The sequence below is a fragment of the Maridesulfovibrio sp. genome (genome assembly GCF_963676065.1).
Taxonomy (GTDB): Bacteria; Desulfobacterota; Desulfovibrionia; order Desulfovibrionales; family Desulfovibrionaceae; genus Maridesulfovibrio.
Window position 1 is genome coordinate 2,255,650 of the sequence record NZ_OY780933.1, and the last position, 19,102, is coordinate 2,274,751.

The window sequence follows — 19,102 nt, forward strand, 5'->3', positions numbered from 1 at the left end:
TTAATTGGATAATCTTAGTGTAGCACCAAAAGTCTCTGTCATTATACCTACTTATAATAGGGAGAAAGCTGTCTGCCGGGCAGTTGATTCTGTGCTGGAACAGAAGTTCATCGATTTTGAATGCATTATAGTGGATGATGGTTCTACCGATAATACCTCTGAAAAACTGGCAGAATATTCCGATTCTCGGCTGAAAGTGCTCCTGCAGGAGAACAGGGGAGTCTCAGCTGCCAGAAATTTTGGAATAGCCAATTCGTGTGGCAGGTTCATCGCTTTGCTCGATTCTGATGATGAGTGGCTTGCGGACAAGCTCGCGAAGCAGGTCCCGTTCATGGAAGAGGGCGGATTTGAAATCAGCCAGACCGATGAGATATGGATTCGCAAAGGTAAACGGGTCAATCAGTGTAAGAAGCATGAGAAACCCGAGGGGATGTTTTTTGATCGTTCACTTTCTATGTGTATGGTCAGCCCCTCGTGTGTGATGTTCAGCCGCGCTCTCTGGGATGAGCTTGGACCGTTTGATGAGGATATGCCGGCCTGCGAGGATTATGACCTCTGGTTGCGGGTGGGGCTTAAGTATCCTGTGGGGCTTTTGCGTGAACGGCTGACTGTAAAGCATGGAGGAAGGCCGGACCAGCTTTCCAACAGTGTCGGGTGTTTGGATTTATACAGAATATACGCTATAGCAAAGTTGCTATACAGTGGAAAACTGTCTGTAGAAGAACAGACCATGGCTGTTGAGGAGTTACAGCTCAAGGCTGGATTTTATGTTGGTGGATGTCGGAAAAGGGGACGTGAAGCACAGGCCGCGAGGATTGAAAGGCTGGTACAGGACATAGTTTTAGGAAAACAGGTTTCACCGGCTGAAATAATTGAAAAATAAAGTGGGCCGGGATATTTATAACCCCGGACCACTACCATAAATTTAAGCCATTATTTCTTTTTTGGTGAAGGCTTCGGCTTTGACCCTATCCAGCAGGCTGGCAAGGCAAGCCTTGACATTCTCACGGATATCGCCTGCAACGATTAGGAAGAGTACATCGTCACCTGGTTTGAAGACGCCTTCGTTGGCGTGTGTGACGATCTTGTATATCCCGGGGAATTTTTCATGTTCCTCACGGATCTGTTCAATTTTTTCATGATCGGCCTTGATTTCTATGCCGGTAACTTTTTCACGGGTACCCCGCGACCAGCCGCGGACAATACCATTATGGATCAGGATCATGCCCACATTATCGGCAAATTCCGGGTCCTGTTTAAGTTCTGCAATTTTTTTTGAAATGTCCATAATTCCTCCACAGGTAAGGAGTTTTTGTTTTGTATTCGATTTCAAGCTTATTGGAAAAATTACCGGTTGTCAGCCATTCACGCATGGTAAATCGAGGTTTCGGTGTCTGGATAGTCTGGGCTGGCACTCTTGAAGATTCCATTGTGCGCAGTATGCGTGATTTCGGCGGCAGAATGATGAGCGAGGAATCAAATCAGGCTTACTGGTTTTTCTTCAGCGATGATGTCTTTAGGGTTGTCTCCCGGCTTGAAATCTGGGCAAGACTCAATCCTATGCCGGTGTATATTCAGGTGATGCCTGCCACTCTTCTGGTTGATTATAATCTGGGGCTTTCCCTGAAAGTAGACGGTGAATTTGCAAATCAGGAAACATCTCTTCCAACTGAATTTGATATTCACATCCACCCCAAGCTTGCTGACTGGATAAAAGCAATTGCCGGACTTGAGCTTGAAGAAGTCAGAACTCCCACCGGTATTTCCAAGTCCGGGTGGCTTTCGCTGATTCCGGATCAGAGTCTGGGCTACGATTCCCTGCAAAGTTGGTACTTTATCCTTATTCCGGTGGGGAATCCCTCCGATAAAGATTTTATCAAGGGTTGGCGTTCTTTTTTTTCTGAAGTGCAGGTCATGCTGCAGAAACTCGGAATTCAGTACATTACTTCAGAGGTTAAAGTCATCCTGCCCATCGGCTCGTTTTCCTTGCTCAGGACTTTTCTACGTGAGCTGCTCATGCTTATCGATCGGGTCAGGACCAACGAACAGACCGAAGAAGTATCCTATTGGCCCTCGGTTATGGCCCTTGTTCCCCAGATGAATATGAGCTTCAACGACGATATCCTGCGCAAGGTAAACCTTGATTGGGACAAGCTAACTCCGGACTGCCCGCATCTGCGTTATCGCGATGCTTTTTTGTTGGGCGATGATTTCGCTGTAAATGAAGTACGTTTCGGCAGCGATCAGGAAAACGTGGACGGATGGTGCCATGTCAGCCTCAAGCAGGGTGTGCAGGATTCCAGATCGTCTGCCGTATCGGTGACAATTTCCCGTAAAGTTTCAGTGGGTGAATACGAAGATTGTTTTTATTGCGGAATGAAAAATCATAGCCCCGACAACTGTCCGAGCCGCAGCTTGAGCGGTCTGGACCCGGTGGTCTGGAAACAGCTTGCAGCCATCGACGGCGATAAGTTCAACGAAGGTTTTCAAAGTATTGACCTCCAGATGCAGGATAAAGAGGATCTTGTCGATGAATTTTCCAAAATCCTTAATAGCAGCAAGGGCTATGAAGGAGTTATAACCCGCGCGCTTTTCTCTATAAACTCTATATCCCAGTTGCGCACACTGTATATGGTCTGGCGTTGCCGAGGTAAAGATTGGCCGCTTGGAATCAATGATCAGGGCCCGGAGGAGGGCGAATTAATCTGGTCTGCGTACGAAGCCTTACGCAATCGCTTTTACAATGAGGCGGAAACGTTGATTAAAAATGCCATGATCCGGTTCAGCCGCAGTTATCAGCCCAGAGCGCTGATGGCTTTTTATGAACTTGAAAACGGTGATCCCGATCAGGCTTTATTTTATTGGCAGGAAGCTGAAAGGCTCTGCTACTCTCCTTTGCAGCAGGGATATTTTGTTTATTTGCAGGGACGTATGAAGGAAGTCGCGGGAGAATATGGAGAGGCCAGCGATTTATACAGGAAAGTTCATAATATCTGCCCTGAATGGCTGGAGCCTCAATATCGCCGGGCTGTGTGTATGGTCAAGATGGGATTCGCGGAGCAGGCAGTGACTCTGTTTCAGGACGTTATTGAAAAAGATCCTCACTATTTTAACCGGGCTGCCATTGATCCTGAACTCGACCGGGGTCGGCTGACGGTCCTGCAGGAAATGGGGGAACTTTGGGCGGTGGCCGAGTCCGAGGCCAAGGAAGTTGCGTCGGGCATGGATACCCTGTCTTCCAATATCGCCCAGTGGTTTGAGGAAGGCCATGAATTCGCGGACGAAGCTAACCGTTTCATGGACCGGATGAACAAATTGGCCAAGGTTAAAAACTATGTCGCATTCCGGCAACTTATCAGCGGGATTGCCCGGCTTACTGATGAAATTGAAAAGCGTGTGGAATATGAAATCAAGGTAATTAATAAAAAATTGGAAATTTACCGTGAGGAACTGTTGGATGTCCAGCGGGAGGCTTCCTGGTTTCCATTTCCAAAACTATTAACCGAATTCAATAGCGATTTTAACTACTGCGCTGATAAAATTTACTGGATTAAAACCCAACAGCTTAATGCCGCGGAGACTTTTCGCAAGACACAACGCTATCTCAACCGGATTGATGACCGGCTTAAAAAACTTAGAAAAAGATTGGTCACACTCAGGGTTGTGCGGGATTCAACTCTATTCATCATGCTGCTGGGCAGAAGTTTTGTCTGGCTTGAGGTCGTTTTTCTCGGACTGGCATTACTCTGCATTCCATTGTTGATTTACTATTCGAATAATTTTCATTCAAATTTTATTATCGATATGATTATCCGTCAAAAATGGGAATTCCAAAAAGGTTTGATCCTGATTCTGAGTATTCTGGCGCTGGCAATTTCAGCGTTCCGTGCCGCTGTAGTCTTTGAGAAAAAGAAGAGAGAGCTTTTCCTTATTGATGACGGCAAGGATGATGATTGATTTTCCGTTTGGTACACTTGGTGCAATCCCTTAGTTGAAAAAGATATTTTTTTGACAGAGGGATACTATGACTAATGTGACCAACGATATTGCCGCGATGATGAAGATGCTGGGTAACGTGTCCGGTACTCCCGGAAAGACGTCACCCGGCCTTGCTGCCATGAAAGGTAAGGCGGGAGCCTTCGACATGGAACTCATGATGTCCGAAAAAATGTTCTCAGCCGGTTCAGATAATGAACTTTCGCCAAACAACATGGACATGGGAGTCATGGGCGATGTGCTTATGCTCGAAGCCCTTACCGCGCTAAATTCCATCAAGGGTTTGCAGGGCGGACCCGGCAGGCCTAACGCGCATGCGCTGAGTGCCTATCGCGCTAATCCTGTTGCGTCCGAAAAAAGCAGTGTCAAAAAAATGGATACCCCGCTTGTCTCGGGGGATCTTTCCGCAAAATTTGAATCAGGTTCAAATGGAGTTTCCGCTATCGGCTATGACCGGGTCGGCGGCACTTCCTACGGTAAATACCAGATAGCGTCCAAAACCGGGACCATGGATCGTTTCTTGGAATTTCTGAAAAGCAAGGCTCCGGAATTAGCTGAAAAACTGCTTAATGCCGGACCGGCAGACACCGGATCAAAAAATGGTGCCATGCCTGATATATGGAAGCAGCTCGCTGATTCAGATCCAAAGGGGTTTGAAAAGTTGCAGCATGATTTTATTCAGGGAAGCCATTACGATCCGGCGGTTAAGATGATCCTTGAAAAGACCGGTATAGACATAAACTCCATGCCCGCTCCCGTGCGTGAAGTGCTCTGGTCCACATCGGTGCAGCACGGTCCTACCGGCGCATCCCGCCTGATTTCCAAGGCCATAGAGAAGTTGGCTTCGAATGCCGAGAACAAGGGATTTCCTGCAGATCTGGTCAAGGAGATTTACGGTGAACGCAAGGGCCAATTCGCGTCGTCCACAGAGCGGGTCCGGCAAAGCGTAGTAAACCGCTTCGAGCAGGAGCAGCAAGCTGTTCTGGCTATGCTGGGGGGAGTTTCCAGAACCGCATAGCGGTAGGCGCCGCAGTTTAATGAAAATTGCGTGAATCTTATTTCTTAGCCAGCTTTGTTTCCAAAGACTGATCAATATCAACGTGCAGATTCTGAAGCACGCTGTCTACTGCCACTTGCCCGTGGGCCCAGCCTTTTACCTTACGAACGTCTTTCACCAGCGCGCACATAACGTCCGCCTTGGAATCATTTGTGCGATAGCTTTTCAGGGCCGCAAGCACGGCAGCTTCGCGCAGAGTCTGTTCAGGTACTTCCTGGCTGGGATGGTCCCTTTTAAGAATGACGTGGGAACCGGGGCCGCCCTGCACATGAAACCAGTAATCGAAAACCGAAGAAACTTTGCTTAAAATTTCGTGATTGGCTTTGCTGTTCTTTCCTCTGATCATGAGAAAACCATCGGACGATATAAACAGAGCTGCCGCTATATTCTTATATTTGCTTGGGATTTCGACGTTCTTCTTTTTCCGGTCCTTATCAGCGGAAGGCATAAGGTTGGCCTTCAGAAATTGCTCGTGCTCGGCCTCAACTTCCTGCCTGCGTCGCTCCATGTGCCGGAATCCACGCTGAGCTTTGGCCGCGAAACGGAAAATTTTCTCCATATTCTCGGTCGGGGTCAGTAACGGATCAAGCTTAACTTCCATTTCACCATGTTCCGGATGGGTGACCGTCACCTTGTCCAGTTCACGCAGGTCTTTTAAGCGATACATCTCCGCCTGCAAGGCTTCGGCTTCGATCTTGCGGGCCAGCAGAGCGTTTAAGCGTTCTTCTTCCTGCTCAATACGTCTGAATATCTTCTTGTATTTCTTTTTACCGGATTTAAGGGTGCTGCGCTGCTCGGCATTCTCCATGCGCTCCATTACCGGAAAAAGAACTTTTTCTCCGTATACCGAAGCCGCTTCACTTGCAGAGTGATAAACCTGCTCGGTCATTTGGGGGTTGGACCAGACGCGAGGGGCTGTCAGTTCACCTTTCTTTTCAGAGATATAGAACTTATCGGTAATCCCATGTTCAAGTCTGCTCAGCAGGTCCTTCCCTTCGCTCTCACTGAGTGTATTCAGCTTTTTGCGCAGGGGAGGGGATATCTGCGGGAATTCCCGCCAGATTTCATCACTGGAACGGGTCTGCTCGTAGGTCGGCCAACTGACTGGCGCGGGAAATCCCGGCGGCAGTTCATGAATCAGGGAAACTCCTTTTTTCATGTCCAGCAGCAGGTAGCGGTATTTATCGCGTTGTTTCCAGGGGGAAAGAGTAAAGGCAACCCGTAGGTTGATCCAGTCATGGTGAGCTTCAAAAAGCCTGCGCCCGGCCAGTCTTTTACGCAGCCACATAACCTGTGACGGCGGACTGGGGGGATTAACCGGTTTTACTCGTGAAAGAAAGAGCAGGCCCACCGATTTGGCGGGCCTGAAGAGAAGATATTCCTTACCTCCCTTTGATTGGAGTGCGAAAGTCCACACTCCATCAGCGGGGGCAAATATTTTTTCCACCCTGCGGCCTTTGAGGTTTTCCTCAAGTTCACCGGTCAGGGTACGAAAGAAGTGAGCATCCATTTAGATTAATCCGGACCTAGTCTCCGCGGTTCTGTTCCTCTTCTTCCTGTTTGCTTTTACAGGCGATACAGAGAGTTGTTACAGGACGGGCTTTCAGCCTCGGGATGGAGATGTCGTCGCCACAAGAGTGGCAGACACCGAAATCACCATCTTCAATGCGTTGAATAGCCTTCTGAATTTTCTTGATAAGCTTGCGTTCCCTGTCCCTTAGTCTAAGGGTAAAGGCTCTGTCAGACTCTGCGGTTGCGCGGTCTGCCGGGTCTGCATAGGTTTCCCCTGATTCAGTCATGTCATCAATTGTTTCCTTACCCTTTTGAAGAATGTCGTCGAGCATCTTGTTCAGGGTTACGCGGAAATATTCAATATCTTTCTGTTCCATATTGATAACCTCTCTTTGAAAATACGGAGGTGGGGTTACGAGTTTTCCAAAACAACTCTAACAATATTTTAAGATGAATGGTATTAGCCTAAAGTAGGTATGGAAGTAAAGGGCATGATAAAAAAAAATAAAAAAATAAAAAATTAAAATGGTTGACAAAATTTTACGCCTGCCCTAAACCCTTTTCTCAACGGCGGACGAGCCGGTTCTTTGAAAATTAATGTTTGACTTAATGACTTAAAAATGAGCAAGATGATTAATCATTTTTGCTTGCAGGCAGGTCATTTGAGTAAAGCAAAAAAAAACAAAATAAATTTTTAAAAAAGTGTTGACAGTTTGATGACAGAAAGTTAAAAACTGCTTCGCTTTTCGTGAGCGGGAATAACTCAGTGGTAGAGTACAACCTTGCCAAGGTTGGAGTCGCGAGTTCAAATCTCGTTTCCCGCTCCACAAAATCAGGCGGCATAGCCAAGTGGTAAGGCAGAGGTCTGCAAAACCTCCATTCTCCGGTTCAAATCCGGATGCCGCCTCCACTTCGCGGGAATAACTCAGTGGTAGAGTACAACCTTGCCAAGGTTGGAGTCGCGAGTTCAAATCTCGTTTCCCGCTCCAGTAAAAAATCGGGCCGACCTTAATTGGTCGGCCCGTTCTTCGGTTAACCACGAAGATATATATCCCGCGGGAATAACTCAGTGGTAGAGTACAACCTTGCCAAGGTTGGAGTCGCGAGTTCAAATCTCGTTTCCCGCTCCAGAATTTCATAAAGGGCTATCCATTTAGGATGGCCCTTTTTTGTTGTTAATTGCGGGTGTTTCAGAGTATGGTCTGCCGGGTCAAAGTTGAGGTGGCGAAAGGTCTATTGCCCTTTCCCGGTGTTTGTCCGGTTGGTTCTCATCATAGTTTGCAGGATTAATAATATGAAAATTGTTACTCTTGAGTCCGATTTTCTGGCTTCTTCATTTTTGGAATTAGGGCACGATGTCTTCTATATCCGGTGGGGTGATGAACCCGCTGAAGACAATAATTTTCTGCAGGTAAATCGCCCGCTCTTCTATAAAGATCTTCTTACTGTTTTCGATAAATATTCATTTCAGCCCGACTTGGTCCTCTGGCACGATGTGGGGAATATCCCCAGAGTCTGGGGGCTGGAGGCACTGCCTTGTCCCACAGTAGGCTTTTTTGTCGATTCATATTGCAATCCATGGCATGTTCCGTATTCATACGCTTTTGATTGCTCTCTGGTTGCCCAGAAGAATGCGGTGCCTTTCTTTCATGAAGATGATTTTCCTAAGTTGAATAAATGGTTTCCTCTTTTTTTTAATAAACGCAGAGCGTTTAATGATTCTACAAAGCGGGATATTCCGGTCTGTTTTGTGGGAACTGTTGACAATAAACAAAACATTTTGCGGAAAAAATTTCTGGACGAGTTTTCCAAATATTGTCCCATCCTTGTGAAGCAGGGCGCTTATCAGCCCCTATTTGCCCGCTCTAAGATAATTTTGAATCAATCTGCCGCCGGGGAATTAAATTACCGCACTTTTGAGACCGCAGCCTGCGGTGCAGCCGTTTTAACCGAAGATTGTGATAATGGTCTTCTGGATTTATTCAGTCCCGGGGAAAATATTCTGCCCCTGTACGAAAGGGGGAATGCGAGACATGCTGCGGAAATTGCTCTTGAAGCGCTCAGCAATGAAAAAAAACTGGCAGAAATTTCCCGCGAGGGCGAGCGGTTGGTCAATGAAAAACACAGCTCTCTTGCCCGCGCGCAGGAACTGCTCGATTCCATTGATTCTTTTTCTGCTTCCGTAAGCAGGCGCATAGTCGGCGGCGAATTCATTAGGTCAAAGCTGGCTCTTGCCGCAATGTTCATTAGCGGCGAGTCGCAGACAATGCTTCCTGCGCATATAATCCAGCACTTTGATGAGATCGCAAATACCTATCAGGACCGCTGGGATAAGGTTCACCTGTTTTCTTAATATGTTGCCCGTCTGCGCTGCATGAGTTCACTATAATTGGCCGGTCCCGCTGTTGACCGTCCGCTGGTTAATGATTATTCCTCTTCGTTCTTGGAAAAAACAACTGCCGTGATTCAGGTTTCTCCCTGTCCGGCAGGTGAAATAAATATCGATTCCTTTTGGAGGTTTCCTTGAAAAATATTGCGTTGAAGCCCGAAGCTTCTTTTGATGAATTGCTTGCAGCCGCCCGAAATAAGTTCGGAGCAGTCAAGTTTGAAGAAGTTAAGGTGGGTGACCGGATTTTTGAATTGGCTCAGATCGCGGATATGCCGGCATATCTTGATAAGCTCGTGAACAAGGCTCGCGGTGGCAAGAAAATTGACCTGCCGCTCTGGGCGAAGATCTGGCCTTCCTCTCTGGTGCTCGGTTTTTACGCGCTTAAGTTCAAGGCCGCCGATGGAGCTAAATTTCTCGAGGTGGGAACTGACGGAGGGCTTTGCGGAATGATCGCTGCCAGCCGTGGTTACGAGGTTGTCCTTGCCGATACGGATGATGACGCGCTTCTCTTCGCCCGCCTCAATGTCTGCCGCAACAAGCTTGATGATAAAATCAGCATGCGTAAAGTTGATTTTGCAGAGACCGATCTGGATGAAAAATTCAATTACATTCTTGGATGCGAAATTCTGCATCGTGACGATGTGGCCGAGGCTTTACCCGGATTCATAATCAGACACCTCGCGGATGACAAAGGGGCCGAAGTTCTCCTTGCCATGGATAAAAAACGTGGTGGTAAGAAATTTTTCGAGCAGACCAAAGACAGCTACCGCCTTATGCGGCAGGAAGTCCCGTTTGCCGGTAATCAGGGTGAGGGTAAATCCATTGTTTCTCTGGTCAGAATGGGGGTTAAGTAATGCTTGAGCTTAAATCATGCCCCAAAGTATACTCCAAGGATCAGGATAAAGCTGTAAGTCCGGAAGAGACTGTTGCACGCGTTAAAGCTCTGCTTGATGAAAAATGTAACGGTGTTTTAAAGTGTACCCGGAAAGTCGATACAGGGCGTCTGGGGATTCCTGTGTTCATCAGTGAATGCGGTGACGAAGCCCGCGAAGTGATGCCTACCCGTAAGCAGATGGGTAAGGGCGCTTCCGTGGCTCAGGCCGAGGCTTCCGCGTTGATGGAGCTGGTCGAAAGGTTCAGCTTCTTCAGTTTCTGGGCCAATCGCGAAAATTTTACCCTTGCCACCTATAGTGAGGCCGAAGAACTCTGGCCCGGCAAGGTTATTTCCATAGAGAAGATTTTACAGTCCGTCGGTGAGGATATAGACCCCGGTAAAGCACGCGTCATTCTTGATCTGGTGCGCTGGCATTTTTATCCGGCACTGAATGTCCACACCGGTGAAGAAGAATATGTGCCATTGGACTGGTTTAAAATTCTTAATGAATTTAACGGTGCGTCCGCCGGTAACTCACCAGAAGAATCTGTCCTTCAGGGGGGCAGCGAGCTGGTTGAAAGGCATGTTTGTGCCGTCATCGATCGTGAACGTCCTGAAGTTCCGGTTATCGATCCCGCTTCCTGCGACGATGAAGTGCTCTCCAATCTCTGTAAATGTTTTGATGATAACGATATAAAATACATCATCAATGACTTTTCACTCGGTATGCCTTTGCCTACTGTAGCTGTTACCGCATGGGACCCATCAACTTTTCCGGGTATGAGTGAAATTGTTTTCACTGCCGGAACATCCGCTTCCCCGTGTAAGGCTGCAATCCGCGCCTTTACCGAAGTGGCACAGCTAGCAGGGGATTTTGAGACCGGGCGGGTTTACGAGGCTTCCGGGCTGCCTAAGTTCACCGAGATTGAGCAGACCGGATGGCTTGAAGCAGGGGAGTGCGTAAAAATGAAATCCCTGCCGTCTGTTGAGGGCGAAGATATTTACGACGAGCTGAAATCTTTTGCCGCTCAATTGGATGAAAAAGGTTACACCCTTTACACGGTCGACACCACACATCCTGAATTGGGCGTTTCCGCAAATTACAATTTCGTGCCCGGATTTCAGTTTCGCGAGCGCACCCCGCACGCAAGCCTCGGCCTTTTCGTAGGTCGCATTTTGTCAGAGAAAGTAGCGCTTGATCTCGCCGGGGACGGGCTGGATGTAATTTCCGACATCTACGGTGAACCTTATTTTATACCGTTTTTCGAGGGAATGCTGGCTCTGCGCGGAGGCGATACCGCACGTGCTGTCGATATGTTCAGCATAGCTGTTGACCTTCAGCCTGCGGACGAAGAGAAGGCGTTGTCTGCATTTTACACCGCCTATGCACTCTCCCTTGAAGAGCGTTGGTCGGAAACAATTCCCTATCTCGACCGGGCCATTGAGCTTGACGACGAGGCCAAGGAGTATTTCAATCTGCGCGGTGTGGCTAAATTTAAAGCTAAGGATTATGCCGTGGCTGCAGTTGATTTCAAAGCCGCGCTTGCGCTTGATAGCGGATCAGCTTCCGACCTTGCCAATCTTGGATTGTGTCATAAATTTATGGGCGAAGATGATGAAGCCATCGAGTATCTTACCACCGCTTTGGAGCTTGACCCGTCTCTTGATTATGCGTTGCCGCATCTTCAGGAGTTACTCGATAAATAAATTGCAGTTTTGTCCCCTTCAGTTAAGAACTTGATTGACAAGAAAGGGTTTAAAGGCTTATTTCATCTGGAGCAAAAAGGCGAAAGCTTTTGAGTGCAAAATAGTCGTGAAACAGCGGATCGCTGTTTTTGGATATGGCAGATTCGGCTGAGGTCGAACTACAGTAATAAATGTAAATATTCCTAGGAGTATTATTATGGCTATCGTAGAATTCGAAGGCAAAAGCTTTGACGTTGATGAAGATGGTTTCCTCCTGAAATTTGAAGACTGGTGCCCTGAGTGGGTTGACTACTGCAAAGAAGGCGAAGGTATCAAAGAACTCAACGAAGAACATCAGAAAGTTATCGACTTCCTGCAGGACTACTACAAAAAGAACGGTATCGCTCCTATGGTGCGTATCCTCTCTAAAGTTACTGGTTTCAAACTGAAACACATCTACGAACTGTTCCCCTCCGGTCCCGGTAAAGGAGCATGTAAGATGGCTGGTCTTCCTAAGCCTACTGGCTGCGTTTAGTTCCAGACAGCTTTCAGAATATTTGGGCGGGATCTTCGCGATCCCGCCTTTTTTGTTCACATATGACAGGTAGATGACTGGTGACGGTCCGGTTACTATATGAATGGGGATAGTGACTGGTAACGGCCCGGTAGTCGAATCTTCAGCAGGCATCTGCTGTCAGTTGGCCCTGCCGCTTGACGAAAGTCCGGTCGGCTTGTTATTTTAATCCACTTTAATTTACGAAACAGGTCAAATAAACCTTGCATATTATCAGTAGCAGGGGTATTGGGCTGTGTTTCCACGGTTAACAAAGACAGGAGAAAGTCATGAAAAAAGATATCCATCCTAAACTTCATAAGGCAACAGTCCGCTGTCACTGCGGCTATGAGTCTGAACTTTACTCTACACTGGGTGAAGAAATCAGCACTGAAATTTGCTCCAATTGCCATCCTTTTTACACTGGTAAACAGCGTTTTGTTGATACCGCCGGTCGTATCGATCGCTTCAAGAAGAAGTTCGGTAACTTCGACGCTGCAAGCAAAGTTAAAGGCAACTAGCTTATCTTTTTGCGGTTTTGCCGCGTAAACATGCCTCTGTCGTATTGTGCGGCAGAGGCATGTTCTTTTTTTGATTTTTCAAAGTCCTGCATCGTAGCCGGGTGGGACGTTTCCTATCCCTCCCCGCTGTCTTTTCTGTAATGATATTCAATCTCAGTCTTGCTTGACTGCCGATAGTGATTAATTTACTGAGAAGCATTACTATTTTACAGGCCGCTGGTCTAATAAGTGAGGAAACGGATTTGAAATTACCTCTTCTCGTGTCCGCTGCCAAATCAGTTGGCGGACAGGCTGTTATCGAAGGCGTTATGATGCGCGCAAAGGACAATCTTGCCATTGCTGTCCGCCGACCTGACGGCGAAATCACTGTTGAAGTCCGTCCCTGGTTTTCTATGACACCCGCGTTTATGAAGAAACCTTTTCTGCGCGGTTTTCCAATTTTTATGGAAACTATGGTTAACGGAGTCAAAGCCCTTAATTATTCTGCCACACAGGCTCTCGACGAAGAGGAAGACGGCGAACTGACCACCTTCCACCTTGTGCTGACCATGGCCTTTGCGCTCGGTGCTGCGCTCGGACTTTTTGTTGTGCTGCCGCACTTTTTTTCCGTGGCGATGAAATGGTGGGGGATTTCAGGCGGTGTGGACTCCTTGAGTTTTCACGTCTGGGACGGCTTTTTCAAGATGCTCATGTTTCTCGGTTACATTATTTCAATTTCATTTGTGCCGGATATTAAACGTGTGTTTGAATACCACGGTGCAGAGCACAAGGCTATCTGGGCTTACGAGGCCGGTGGCAACCTTGATGTCTGCGAAATTAAGAAATTCAGCAGGCTCCATCCCCGTTGTGGAACAGCATTTCTGCTTTTTGTGCTGGTGGTGAGTATTCTGCTTTTTACTGTGCTGGTTCCCTTGATTGTTTCGATCTGGGTGCCGAAAGTATTTGTGCTTAAACATTTATATATAGTTGGTATCAAGCTGCTGCTGATGGCTCCTGTTAGTGCTGTCGCTTATGAAATGATCAAGGCGTCTTCCAAGCATGAGGATAAAGCCCTGTGCAAAGCCGCCTGTCTGCCCGGTATGGGAATGCAGCTGCTGACTACCCGCGAACCCGATGAAGAGCAGATCGCAGTTGCTCTCGCGGCATTGAATTCGGCGGTTGCTGCCGAGGCTGATGGAGGAAACAGCTGATGTTTGCCAAATTGGAAGATATTGAACGTTCTTTCATGGATCTGGAGCAGGAGCTCGCAGACCCGGAAGTATATAATAATCAGGACCGCTATCGCAAAGTAACCATGGCTCACGCCGAGCTTGGTGATGTTGTTGAAGCTTTCCGTGAATATAAGAAGCTTTCCGCTGACCTTGAAGACAACAAGGAAATGGCCAAGGATTCCGATCCTGAAATCCGTGAAATGGCCGAGATGGAAATTGCTGAAATCAAGGACCGGATGCCTAAGCTGGAAGAGGAGCTTAAACTCCTGCTTCTGCCTAAAGATCCCATGGATGGTAAGAACATCATCCTTGAAATACGTGCCGGTACCGGCGGTGAAGAAGCTGCTCTTTTTGCAGCTGACCTTTTCCGGATGTATTCACGCTTTGCCGAGTCCAACGGTTGGAAGGTTGAAGTCATGAACTCCAACCCCACCGGAACAGGCGGTTTCAAAGAAATCATTGCCGCCATCAGCGGCAGTCGCATCTATTCCAAAATGAAATATGAGTCCGGTACTCATCGCGTTCAGCGTGTTCCCGCTACCGAGACTCAGGGACGTATTCATACATCTGCTGCCACGGTGGCAATCATGCCCGAGGCGGAAGAAGTTGATGTTCAGGTGCGTACCGAAGACCTGCGCGTCGATGTCTTTCGCGCTTCAGGTCCCGGCGGTCAGTCTGTTAACACCACTGACTCCGCTATCCGTATTACTCACCTGCCTACCGGGCTTGTTGTTATTTGTCAGGACGAAAAGTCCCAGCACAAGAATAAGGCCAAAGCTATGAAAGTTCTTTGTTCACGCCTGTTGCAGGCTGAACAGGACAAACAGCATGCTGAAATGGCTGAGCAGCGTCGTGCTCAGGTCGGCTCCGGGGACCGTTCCGAACGCATCCGTACTTACAACTTTCCGCAGGGCAGGGTAACGGATCATCGCATCAACCTGACTCTTTATAAACTCGACTCAGTAATTGAAGGCGATATGAATGAGCTGGTCGATTCGCTCGTAAGTCACTACCAGTCCGAAGCCCTTAAGCAGCAGGCTCAGGACGGTTAATGCAGCCTGATACATTCAATTAAGCCTTGAAGGTTTAAATTTAATGAAATGCATTTCAGAACGGGATATTAATTCAATATCCCGTTTTTATTTTATTCCCGGAGATGAGATTTGTCTGAACCGAAATTAAAGGATGTCTTATCCAGAGCCACTGCCGTGCTTAGCGAAGCAGGGGTTGATTCACCGGCTTTGTCAGCTCAGTTACTGGCGGAGAAGGTTTTCGGGCTGGATCGCCTCGGTCTGATTATGGAGATGGGCCGTGCTGTAAAGGAAGGTCCGGTTGCCGAGTTTATGGAACTGGTCGAGCGCAGGGCGTCCGGCGAACCTGCGGCTTATATTTTGGGAGTGAAGGAATTTTTCGGACTGGAGTTTAAGGTCGGTCCCGGAGTGCTGATCCCGCGCCCTGAGACTGAGGAAATAGTCGAAAAAGTGCAGGACTTATTCGGCGCTGACGATAATTTTTTGTTCTCAGATTTTGGAACCGGGTCAGGAATCCTTGCTGTGACTGTGGCTAAACTCTTTCCCCGTTCGAGGGGGATCGCTGTTGATCTCAGTCCTGCCGCGCTCGAAATTGCGCAGGAAAATGCGCGTTTGCACGAAGTGGACGACAGGGTGCAGTTTGTGCTGGCTGATTTCAATCGACCGCTACTTTCTGAGGCTAAGTTTGACCTTATTCTGGCCAATCCACCCTACCTCTGCGAAGCTGAGCTGGATGAGATAAGTTACGAAGTTGCCGAGTTCGAGCCGGTTTCCGCATTGGTCAGCGGGCCGTTGGGTGATGAAGACATCCGGGGCAGCGTTCCCCATATAGGTGCAGCCTTGAAAAAAGGCGGAATGTCGTTCATGGAGATCGGCTACCTTCAGGGAAAAGTGGCGTATGATATTTTTGACTCTTGCGCGGATTTTTCAGGAGGCGTTGAGGTTGTGAAAGATCTTTCCGGGCATGATCGAATTGTTGTGGCTGAAAAGAGATAGCTTTGTTGCAGGGTTGCAAAAAAACCACAACGTATGTTTGATGTTGTTGTAAAAAAACAACTAGTTACGATTGTTAAAAAATATATTAATAAAAAACTAATAAAATAAGTACCTTAGATGATAAGCGAAAGTGGCATATTCTTTGCTTGTGTTAGAGGCAACAGGAGATAATATGCTACAAACTACAATTCAGAATACAGTAAGATGCAAAGGCGTCGGGCTCCACAGTGGTAAACAGGTGGAAATCGTACTTAGACCTGCTGTAGAAGATACCGGAATACTTTTTTCATTACACACCGGTTCTGGAAGTTCCTTCATTACTCCCAATCCAAATCTGGTTGTAGCCACCGGCCTTGCCACTACCCTTGGCAACGGACAGGATTCTGTTTCCACAGTCGAACACCTGCTCGCCGCTCTGCGCGGAATGGGCATTGATAATATCCACGTAGAAGTCAGAGGTAATGAGCTGCCCATTATGGACGGCAGCGCAGGTCCTTTCGTTTATTTGCTCCGTCAGGCCGGTGTGCGCGAGCTCGCAAAGGCCCGTAAGGTTCTGGCTGTGACTAAATCAATTAATTTTGAGCAGGACGGAAAATACGTCAGGGCTTTTCCTCATGACGGTTTCGCTGTTGATTACACTATTGATTTCGGTCATCCCCAGATCGGTAAACAAACCCTTTCCCTTGAAATTACTCCTGATGTTTTTATGGATGAGCTGGCAAAAGCCAGAACTTTCGGCTTCCTGAAAGAAGTAGAATATCTGCATGCAAACGGTCTAGCTCTTGGCGGATCTCTTGATAACGCGGTTGTCCTTGATGACTACGGTATTCTTAATGACGGCGGTCTCCGTTTTGCTGACGAGTTTGTAAGGCATAAAATGCTCGATTTTATCGGTGATATGGCTGTTCTAGAAGTGCCGCTGCAGGGCCGCTTTGAAGTTTATGCTTCCGGTCACGCACTGAATAATTGTTTCCTGAAATATCTGCATGAAAACGCTGTTGACTATCTTGAAGAACATGTTCTCGAGCCTGTCCCCGGTAAGGTTGCTGAAAAAGGTTTTACCGCTGTTGCTCCGGATGCTATCCCTGCCCCAGCCTAGCCTTTATCTTTTATAAAATTTTTAGAGACCTGCCGTAATTGGTGGGTCTTTTTTTTGAGGAGATTGCATGCCGATACATAAATCCATTTGTCCCTACGATTGTCCAACCTCCTGCGGTCTGCTTATTGAAAATGACGGTACCAGAGTTCTCAAAGTAAAAGGCGACCCTGATGATCCTATCTGCGGAGGGTTGATCTGCCGCAAGATGCAGCGTTACGAAAAATCGATCCATTCACCGGAGCGCATTCTTACTCCCCTTAAACGAATAGGAAAAAAGGGAGAAGGGCGTTTTGAACCGATTTCATGGGATGAGGCGGTCAATGCTATTACCGGAAAATGGCGAGAGGCTCTGGATTCGCACGGACCGGATTCTATCCTCCCATTCTACTATTCCGGCGTCATGAGCATGATCCAGCGAAAATGCGGTGATGCATTATTCAATCGGATGGGAGCATGCAAACTGATCATGACCCTCTGCTCTTCGGCCAAAAGTGCCGGTTACAAGTCCGTGATGGGGGGGACCGGATGTCTCGATCCCCGTGAGCTGGCAAAAAGCGATTTTTATATTGTCTGGGGCAGTAACATGAAAGCCACCCGTTTGCAGAGCATGCCTGATCTGGTCAAGGGGCGCAAAAATGGTAAGCGGGTTGTGCTTATAGAATGTTTTGCCGGAGAAATGGCGGGATATTGTGACCAGGTGGTGCTGGTAAAACCCGGTACAGACGGCGCCCTTGCACTCGGAATGATGCATGTGCTGGCTACTGAAGGTCTTGATGATACAGATTTTCTGCAAAACGAAGCGGTGGGGTACCATGAATTCGTAGCCACGCTTGGTCAGTATACCCCGGAGTGGGCTGAAGCTATTACCGGTGTTCCGGCGCAGGTCATCAGCGATCTTGCCCGTGAATATGCTGCGGCAGCTTCCCCCGCGATAATCCTCGGAAGTGGTAATTCCCGCTACGGAAACGGCGGCATGACTGTACGGCTGATAACTATTCTTTCAGCTTTTACGGGCGCGTGGAAGAATTCTGGAGGCGGTCTGTGCGGTTGTAATCCCGGTGGCGGACCTTATGTTGATGCGGACCGCATCACCCGCCCCGATTTGCGGCAAAACGAAGCACGTAGAGTGAATATAAATCAGCTGGCGATGGCGCTAAAAGGTGATGATGGACACGCTCCAATCCGCTGTCTGCATATTTTTGGAAGTAATCCGGTCGGTTCTGTTGCAAATCAGCTCGGAATCCGTGCCGGACTGGAAAATCCAGAACTTTTCACCGTTGTCCATGAGCGTTTCCTCACCGATACCGCATGTTATGCAGACATTATTTTGCCTGCTACTTTTTCGGTTGAGCATTCAGATTGTTACGGTTCATACGGATATTGTTCATTCGGAACGGCTCGGAAAATTATAAACCCGCCGGGTGAATGCAAAAGTAACTGGGATATATTCTGTCTGCTTGCAAAAGGTATGGGCTTTGAAGATCAGCATTTCCATCATTCGGAGGATTCCCTGCTGGATGAACTGCTTGCGAATTCGCTGCCAGCTTTGCAGGGTCTTGATGCAGAACAGCAGGAACGGTTACATTCCGGTGGAATGATTTCAGCACCTTTCGCGGATCACACAGATTGGAAAACTGTTTCGGGGAAAATTCAGATAGTTGATGAAGAGCAGCAGGTTTCCATGCCGCAGTATCAGCAATGTCATGGCGGTGAGTATCCTTTGCAACTGATTGCCGTGCCTAGCGTAGAAACGCTTAATTCCATATTTTTAGAGCGTGATGAGCTTGTGGAAGGGCGCGGGCCCATGGTTATGGTTATTCACCCGGATGATGCGGAAGAACGGTCCATTTCCGATGGTGACGAGATCGTGGCTTTTAATGATCTGGGAGAGGTTCCTTTCACCGCAAGGGTTACGCCCTTAGTCGCAAAGGGAGCTGTCGCAGTGGCTGGTATTTTTAAATCTTCCCAGTCCGCAAACAGGAATCTGGTCAATGCGCTGCATCACGAGCGTCTTTCCGACATAGGAGAAGCAACCACCCTCAATGATAATACCGTCGATATCCGGCGCTGAAGAGTATCCGGTGGATGAATGTGAATTCCTGCGAGTCTCCGTACTCCTTCTTTTTTTCAATTAATTTAGGCTGAAGAGTTGACAGTTTGCATAAGATTTTATAGAA

General features: G+C 47.8%; 16 protein-coding genes and 4 tRNA genes. 17 read left to right on the forward strand and 3 right to left on the reverse strand.

All coding sequences use genetic code 11. The features are described from left to right. Positions 1-4: 4 nt before the first annotated feature. On the forward strand, positions 5-883 hold the full coding sequence (locus tag ACKU35_RS09990; RefSeq protein ID WP_319759078.1) for a glycosyltransferase family A protein: 879 nt from the start codon (positions 5-7) through the stop codon (positions 881-883). Between the two features lie 42 nt (positions 884-925). Here ACKU35_RS09990 and ACKU35_RS09995 read toward each other — a convergent pair whose 3' ends face one another. Then, complete coding sequence (locus tag ACKU35_RS09995; RefSeq protein ID WP_319759079.1) at positions 926-1,288, reverse strand: molybdenum cofactor biosynthesis protein MoaE; 363 nt, start codon at positions 1,286-1,288, stop codon at positions 926-928. Positions 1,289-1,317: 29 nt separating this feature from the next. On the opposite strand from ACKU35_RS09995, the gene ACKU35_RS10000 reads away from it, so the two are divergent. Beyond that, positions 1,318-3,957 (forward strand): hypothetical protein, encoded by a 2,640-nt coding sequence (locus ACKU35_RS10000; RefSeq protein ID WP_319759080.1) that lies wholly within the window; start codon positions 1,318-1,320, stop codon positions 3,955-3,957. Between the two features lie 67 nt (positions 3,958-4,024). Further along, complete coding sequence (locus ACKU35_RS10005) at positions 4,025-5,014, forward strand: hypothetical protein (RefSeq protein ID WP_319759081.1); 990 nt, start codon at positions 4,025-4,027, stop codon at positions 5,012-5,014. Positions 5,015-5,051: 37 nt separating this feature from the next. Here the strand turns inward: ACKU35_RS10005 and ACKU35_RS10010 are convergent, their stop codons facing one another. Then, on the reverse strand, positions 5,052-6,563 hold the full coding sequence (locus ACKU35_RS10010; RefSeq protein ID WP_319759082.1) for an NFACT RNA binding domain-containing protein: 1,512 nt from the start codon (positions 6,561-6,563) through the stop codon (positions 5,052-5,054). Positions 6,564-6,579: 16 nt separating this feature from the next. Beyond that, positions 6,580-6,942 (reverse strand): RNA polymerase-binding protein DksA, encoded by a 363-nt coding sequence (gene dksA, locus ACKU35_RS10015; protein WP_319759083.1) that lies wholly within the window; start codon positions 6,940-6,942, stop codon positions 6,580-6,582. Between the two features lie 375 nt (positions 6,943-7,317). On the opposite strand from dksA, the gene ACKU35_RS10020 reads away from it, so the two are divergent. The 14 genes from ACKU35_RS10020 to ACKU35_RS10085 all read left to right on the forward strand — a co-directional run bounded on the left by ACKU35_RS10020 (position 7,318) and on the right by ACKU35_RS10085 (position 18,996). Continuing rightward, a tRNA-Gly gene (locus ACKU35_RS10020) sits at positions 7,318-7,392 on the forward strand. An 8-nt stretch (positions 7,393-7,400) separates the two neighbouring features. Beyond that, positions 7,401-7,475, forward strand: a tRNA-Cys gene (locus tag ACKU35_RS10025). 4 nt (positions 7,476-7,479) lie between these two features. After that, positions 7,480-7,554: transfer RNA gene (locus tag ACKU35_RS10030), tRNA-Gly, on the forward strand. Positions 7,555-7,620: 66 nt separating this feature from the next. Continuing rightward, positions 7,621-7,695, forward strand: a tRNA-Gly gene (locus ACKU35_RS10035). Between the two features lie 164 nt (positions 7,696-7,859). Continuing rightward, positions 7,860-8,918, forward strand: coding sequence for a glycosyltransferase (locus ACKU35_RS10040; RefSeq protein ID WP_319759084.1), 1,059 nt, complete (start codon positions 7,860-7,862; stop codon positions 8,916-8,918). Between the two features lie 170 nt (positions 8,919-9,088). Further along, positions 9,089-9,808, forward strand: a complete 720-nt coding sequence (locus ACKU35_RS10045) for a methyltransferase (RefSeq protein ID WP_319759085.1) — start codon at positions 9,089-9,091, stop codon at positions 9,806-9,808. Continuing rightward, positions 9,808-11,535 carry a YcaO-like family protein gene (locus ACKU35_RS10050; protein ID WP_319759086.1) on the forward strand — a complete coding sequence of 576 codons (1,728 nt, stop codon included), beginning with the start codon at positions 9,808-9,810 and terminating at the stop codon, positions 11,533-11,535. Before ACKU35_RS10045 ends, ACKU35_RS10050 begins: the two co-directional genes overlap by 1 nt. 196 nt (positions 11,536-11,731) lie before the next feature. After that, positions 11,732-12,049 (forward strand): TusE/DsrC/DsvC family sulfur relay protein, encoded by a 318-nt coding sequence (locus ACKU35_RS10055; protein WP_319759087.1) that lies wholly within the window; start codon positions 11,732-11,734, stop codon positions 12,047-12,049. 308 nt (positions 12,050-12,357) lie between these two features. Continuing rightward, positions 12,358-12,588: a 50S ribosomal protein L31 gene (gene rpmE / locus ACKU35_RS10060; protein ID WP_319759088.1), complete on the forward strand. Its 231-nt coding sequence runs from the start codon at positions 12,358-12,360 to the stop codon at positions 12,586-12,588. A gap of 242 nt (positions 12,589-12,830) precedes the next feature. Next, the gene (locus tag ACKU35_RS10065; protein ID WP_319759089.1) at positions 12,831-13,778 is read left to right on the forward strand and encodes a DUF1385 domain-containing protein; all 948 of its coding nucleotides are present in this window, start codon (positions 12,831-12,833) and stop codon (positions 13,776-13,778) included. Next, positions 13,778-14,851 carry a peptide chain release factor 1 gene (gene prfA / locus ACKU35_RS10070; protein WP_319759090.1) on the forward strand — a complete coding sequence of 358 codons (1,074 nt, stop codon included), beginning with the start codon at positions 13,778-13,780 and terminating at the stop codon, positions 14,849-14,851. Before ACKU35_RS10065 ends, prfA begins: the two co-directional genes overlap by 1 nt. 111 nt (positions 14,852-14,962) lie before the next feature. Further along, positions 14,963-15,826 carry a peptide chain release factor N(5)-glutamine methyltransferase gene (gene prmC, locus ACKU35_RS10075; protein WP_319759091.1) on the forward strand — a complete coding sequence of 288 codons (864 nt, stop codon included), beginning with the start codon at positions 14,963-14,965 and terminating at the stop codon, positions 15,824-15,826. Between the two features lie 172 nt (positions 15,827-15,998). Continuing rightward, positions 15,999-16,925, forward strand: a complete 927-nt coding sequence (gene lpxC / locus ACKU35_RS10080) for a UDP-3-O-acyl-N-acetylglucosamine deacetylase (RefSeq protein WP_319759092.1) — start codon at positions 15,999-16,001, stop codon at positions 16,923-16,925. 67 nt (positions 16,926-16,992) lie between these two features. Further along, positions 16,993-18,996 carry a molybdopterin-dependent oxidoreductase gene (locus tag ACKU35_RS10085; protein ID WP_319759093.1) on the forward strand — a complete coding sequence of 668 codons (2,004 nt, stop codon included), beginning with the start codon at positions 16,993-16,995 and terminating at the stop codon, positions 18,994-18,996. Positions 18,997-19,102 lie beyond the last annotated feature (106 nt).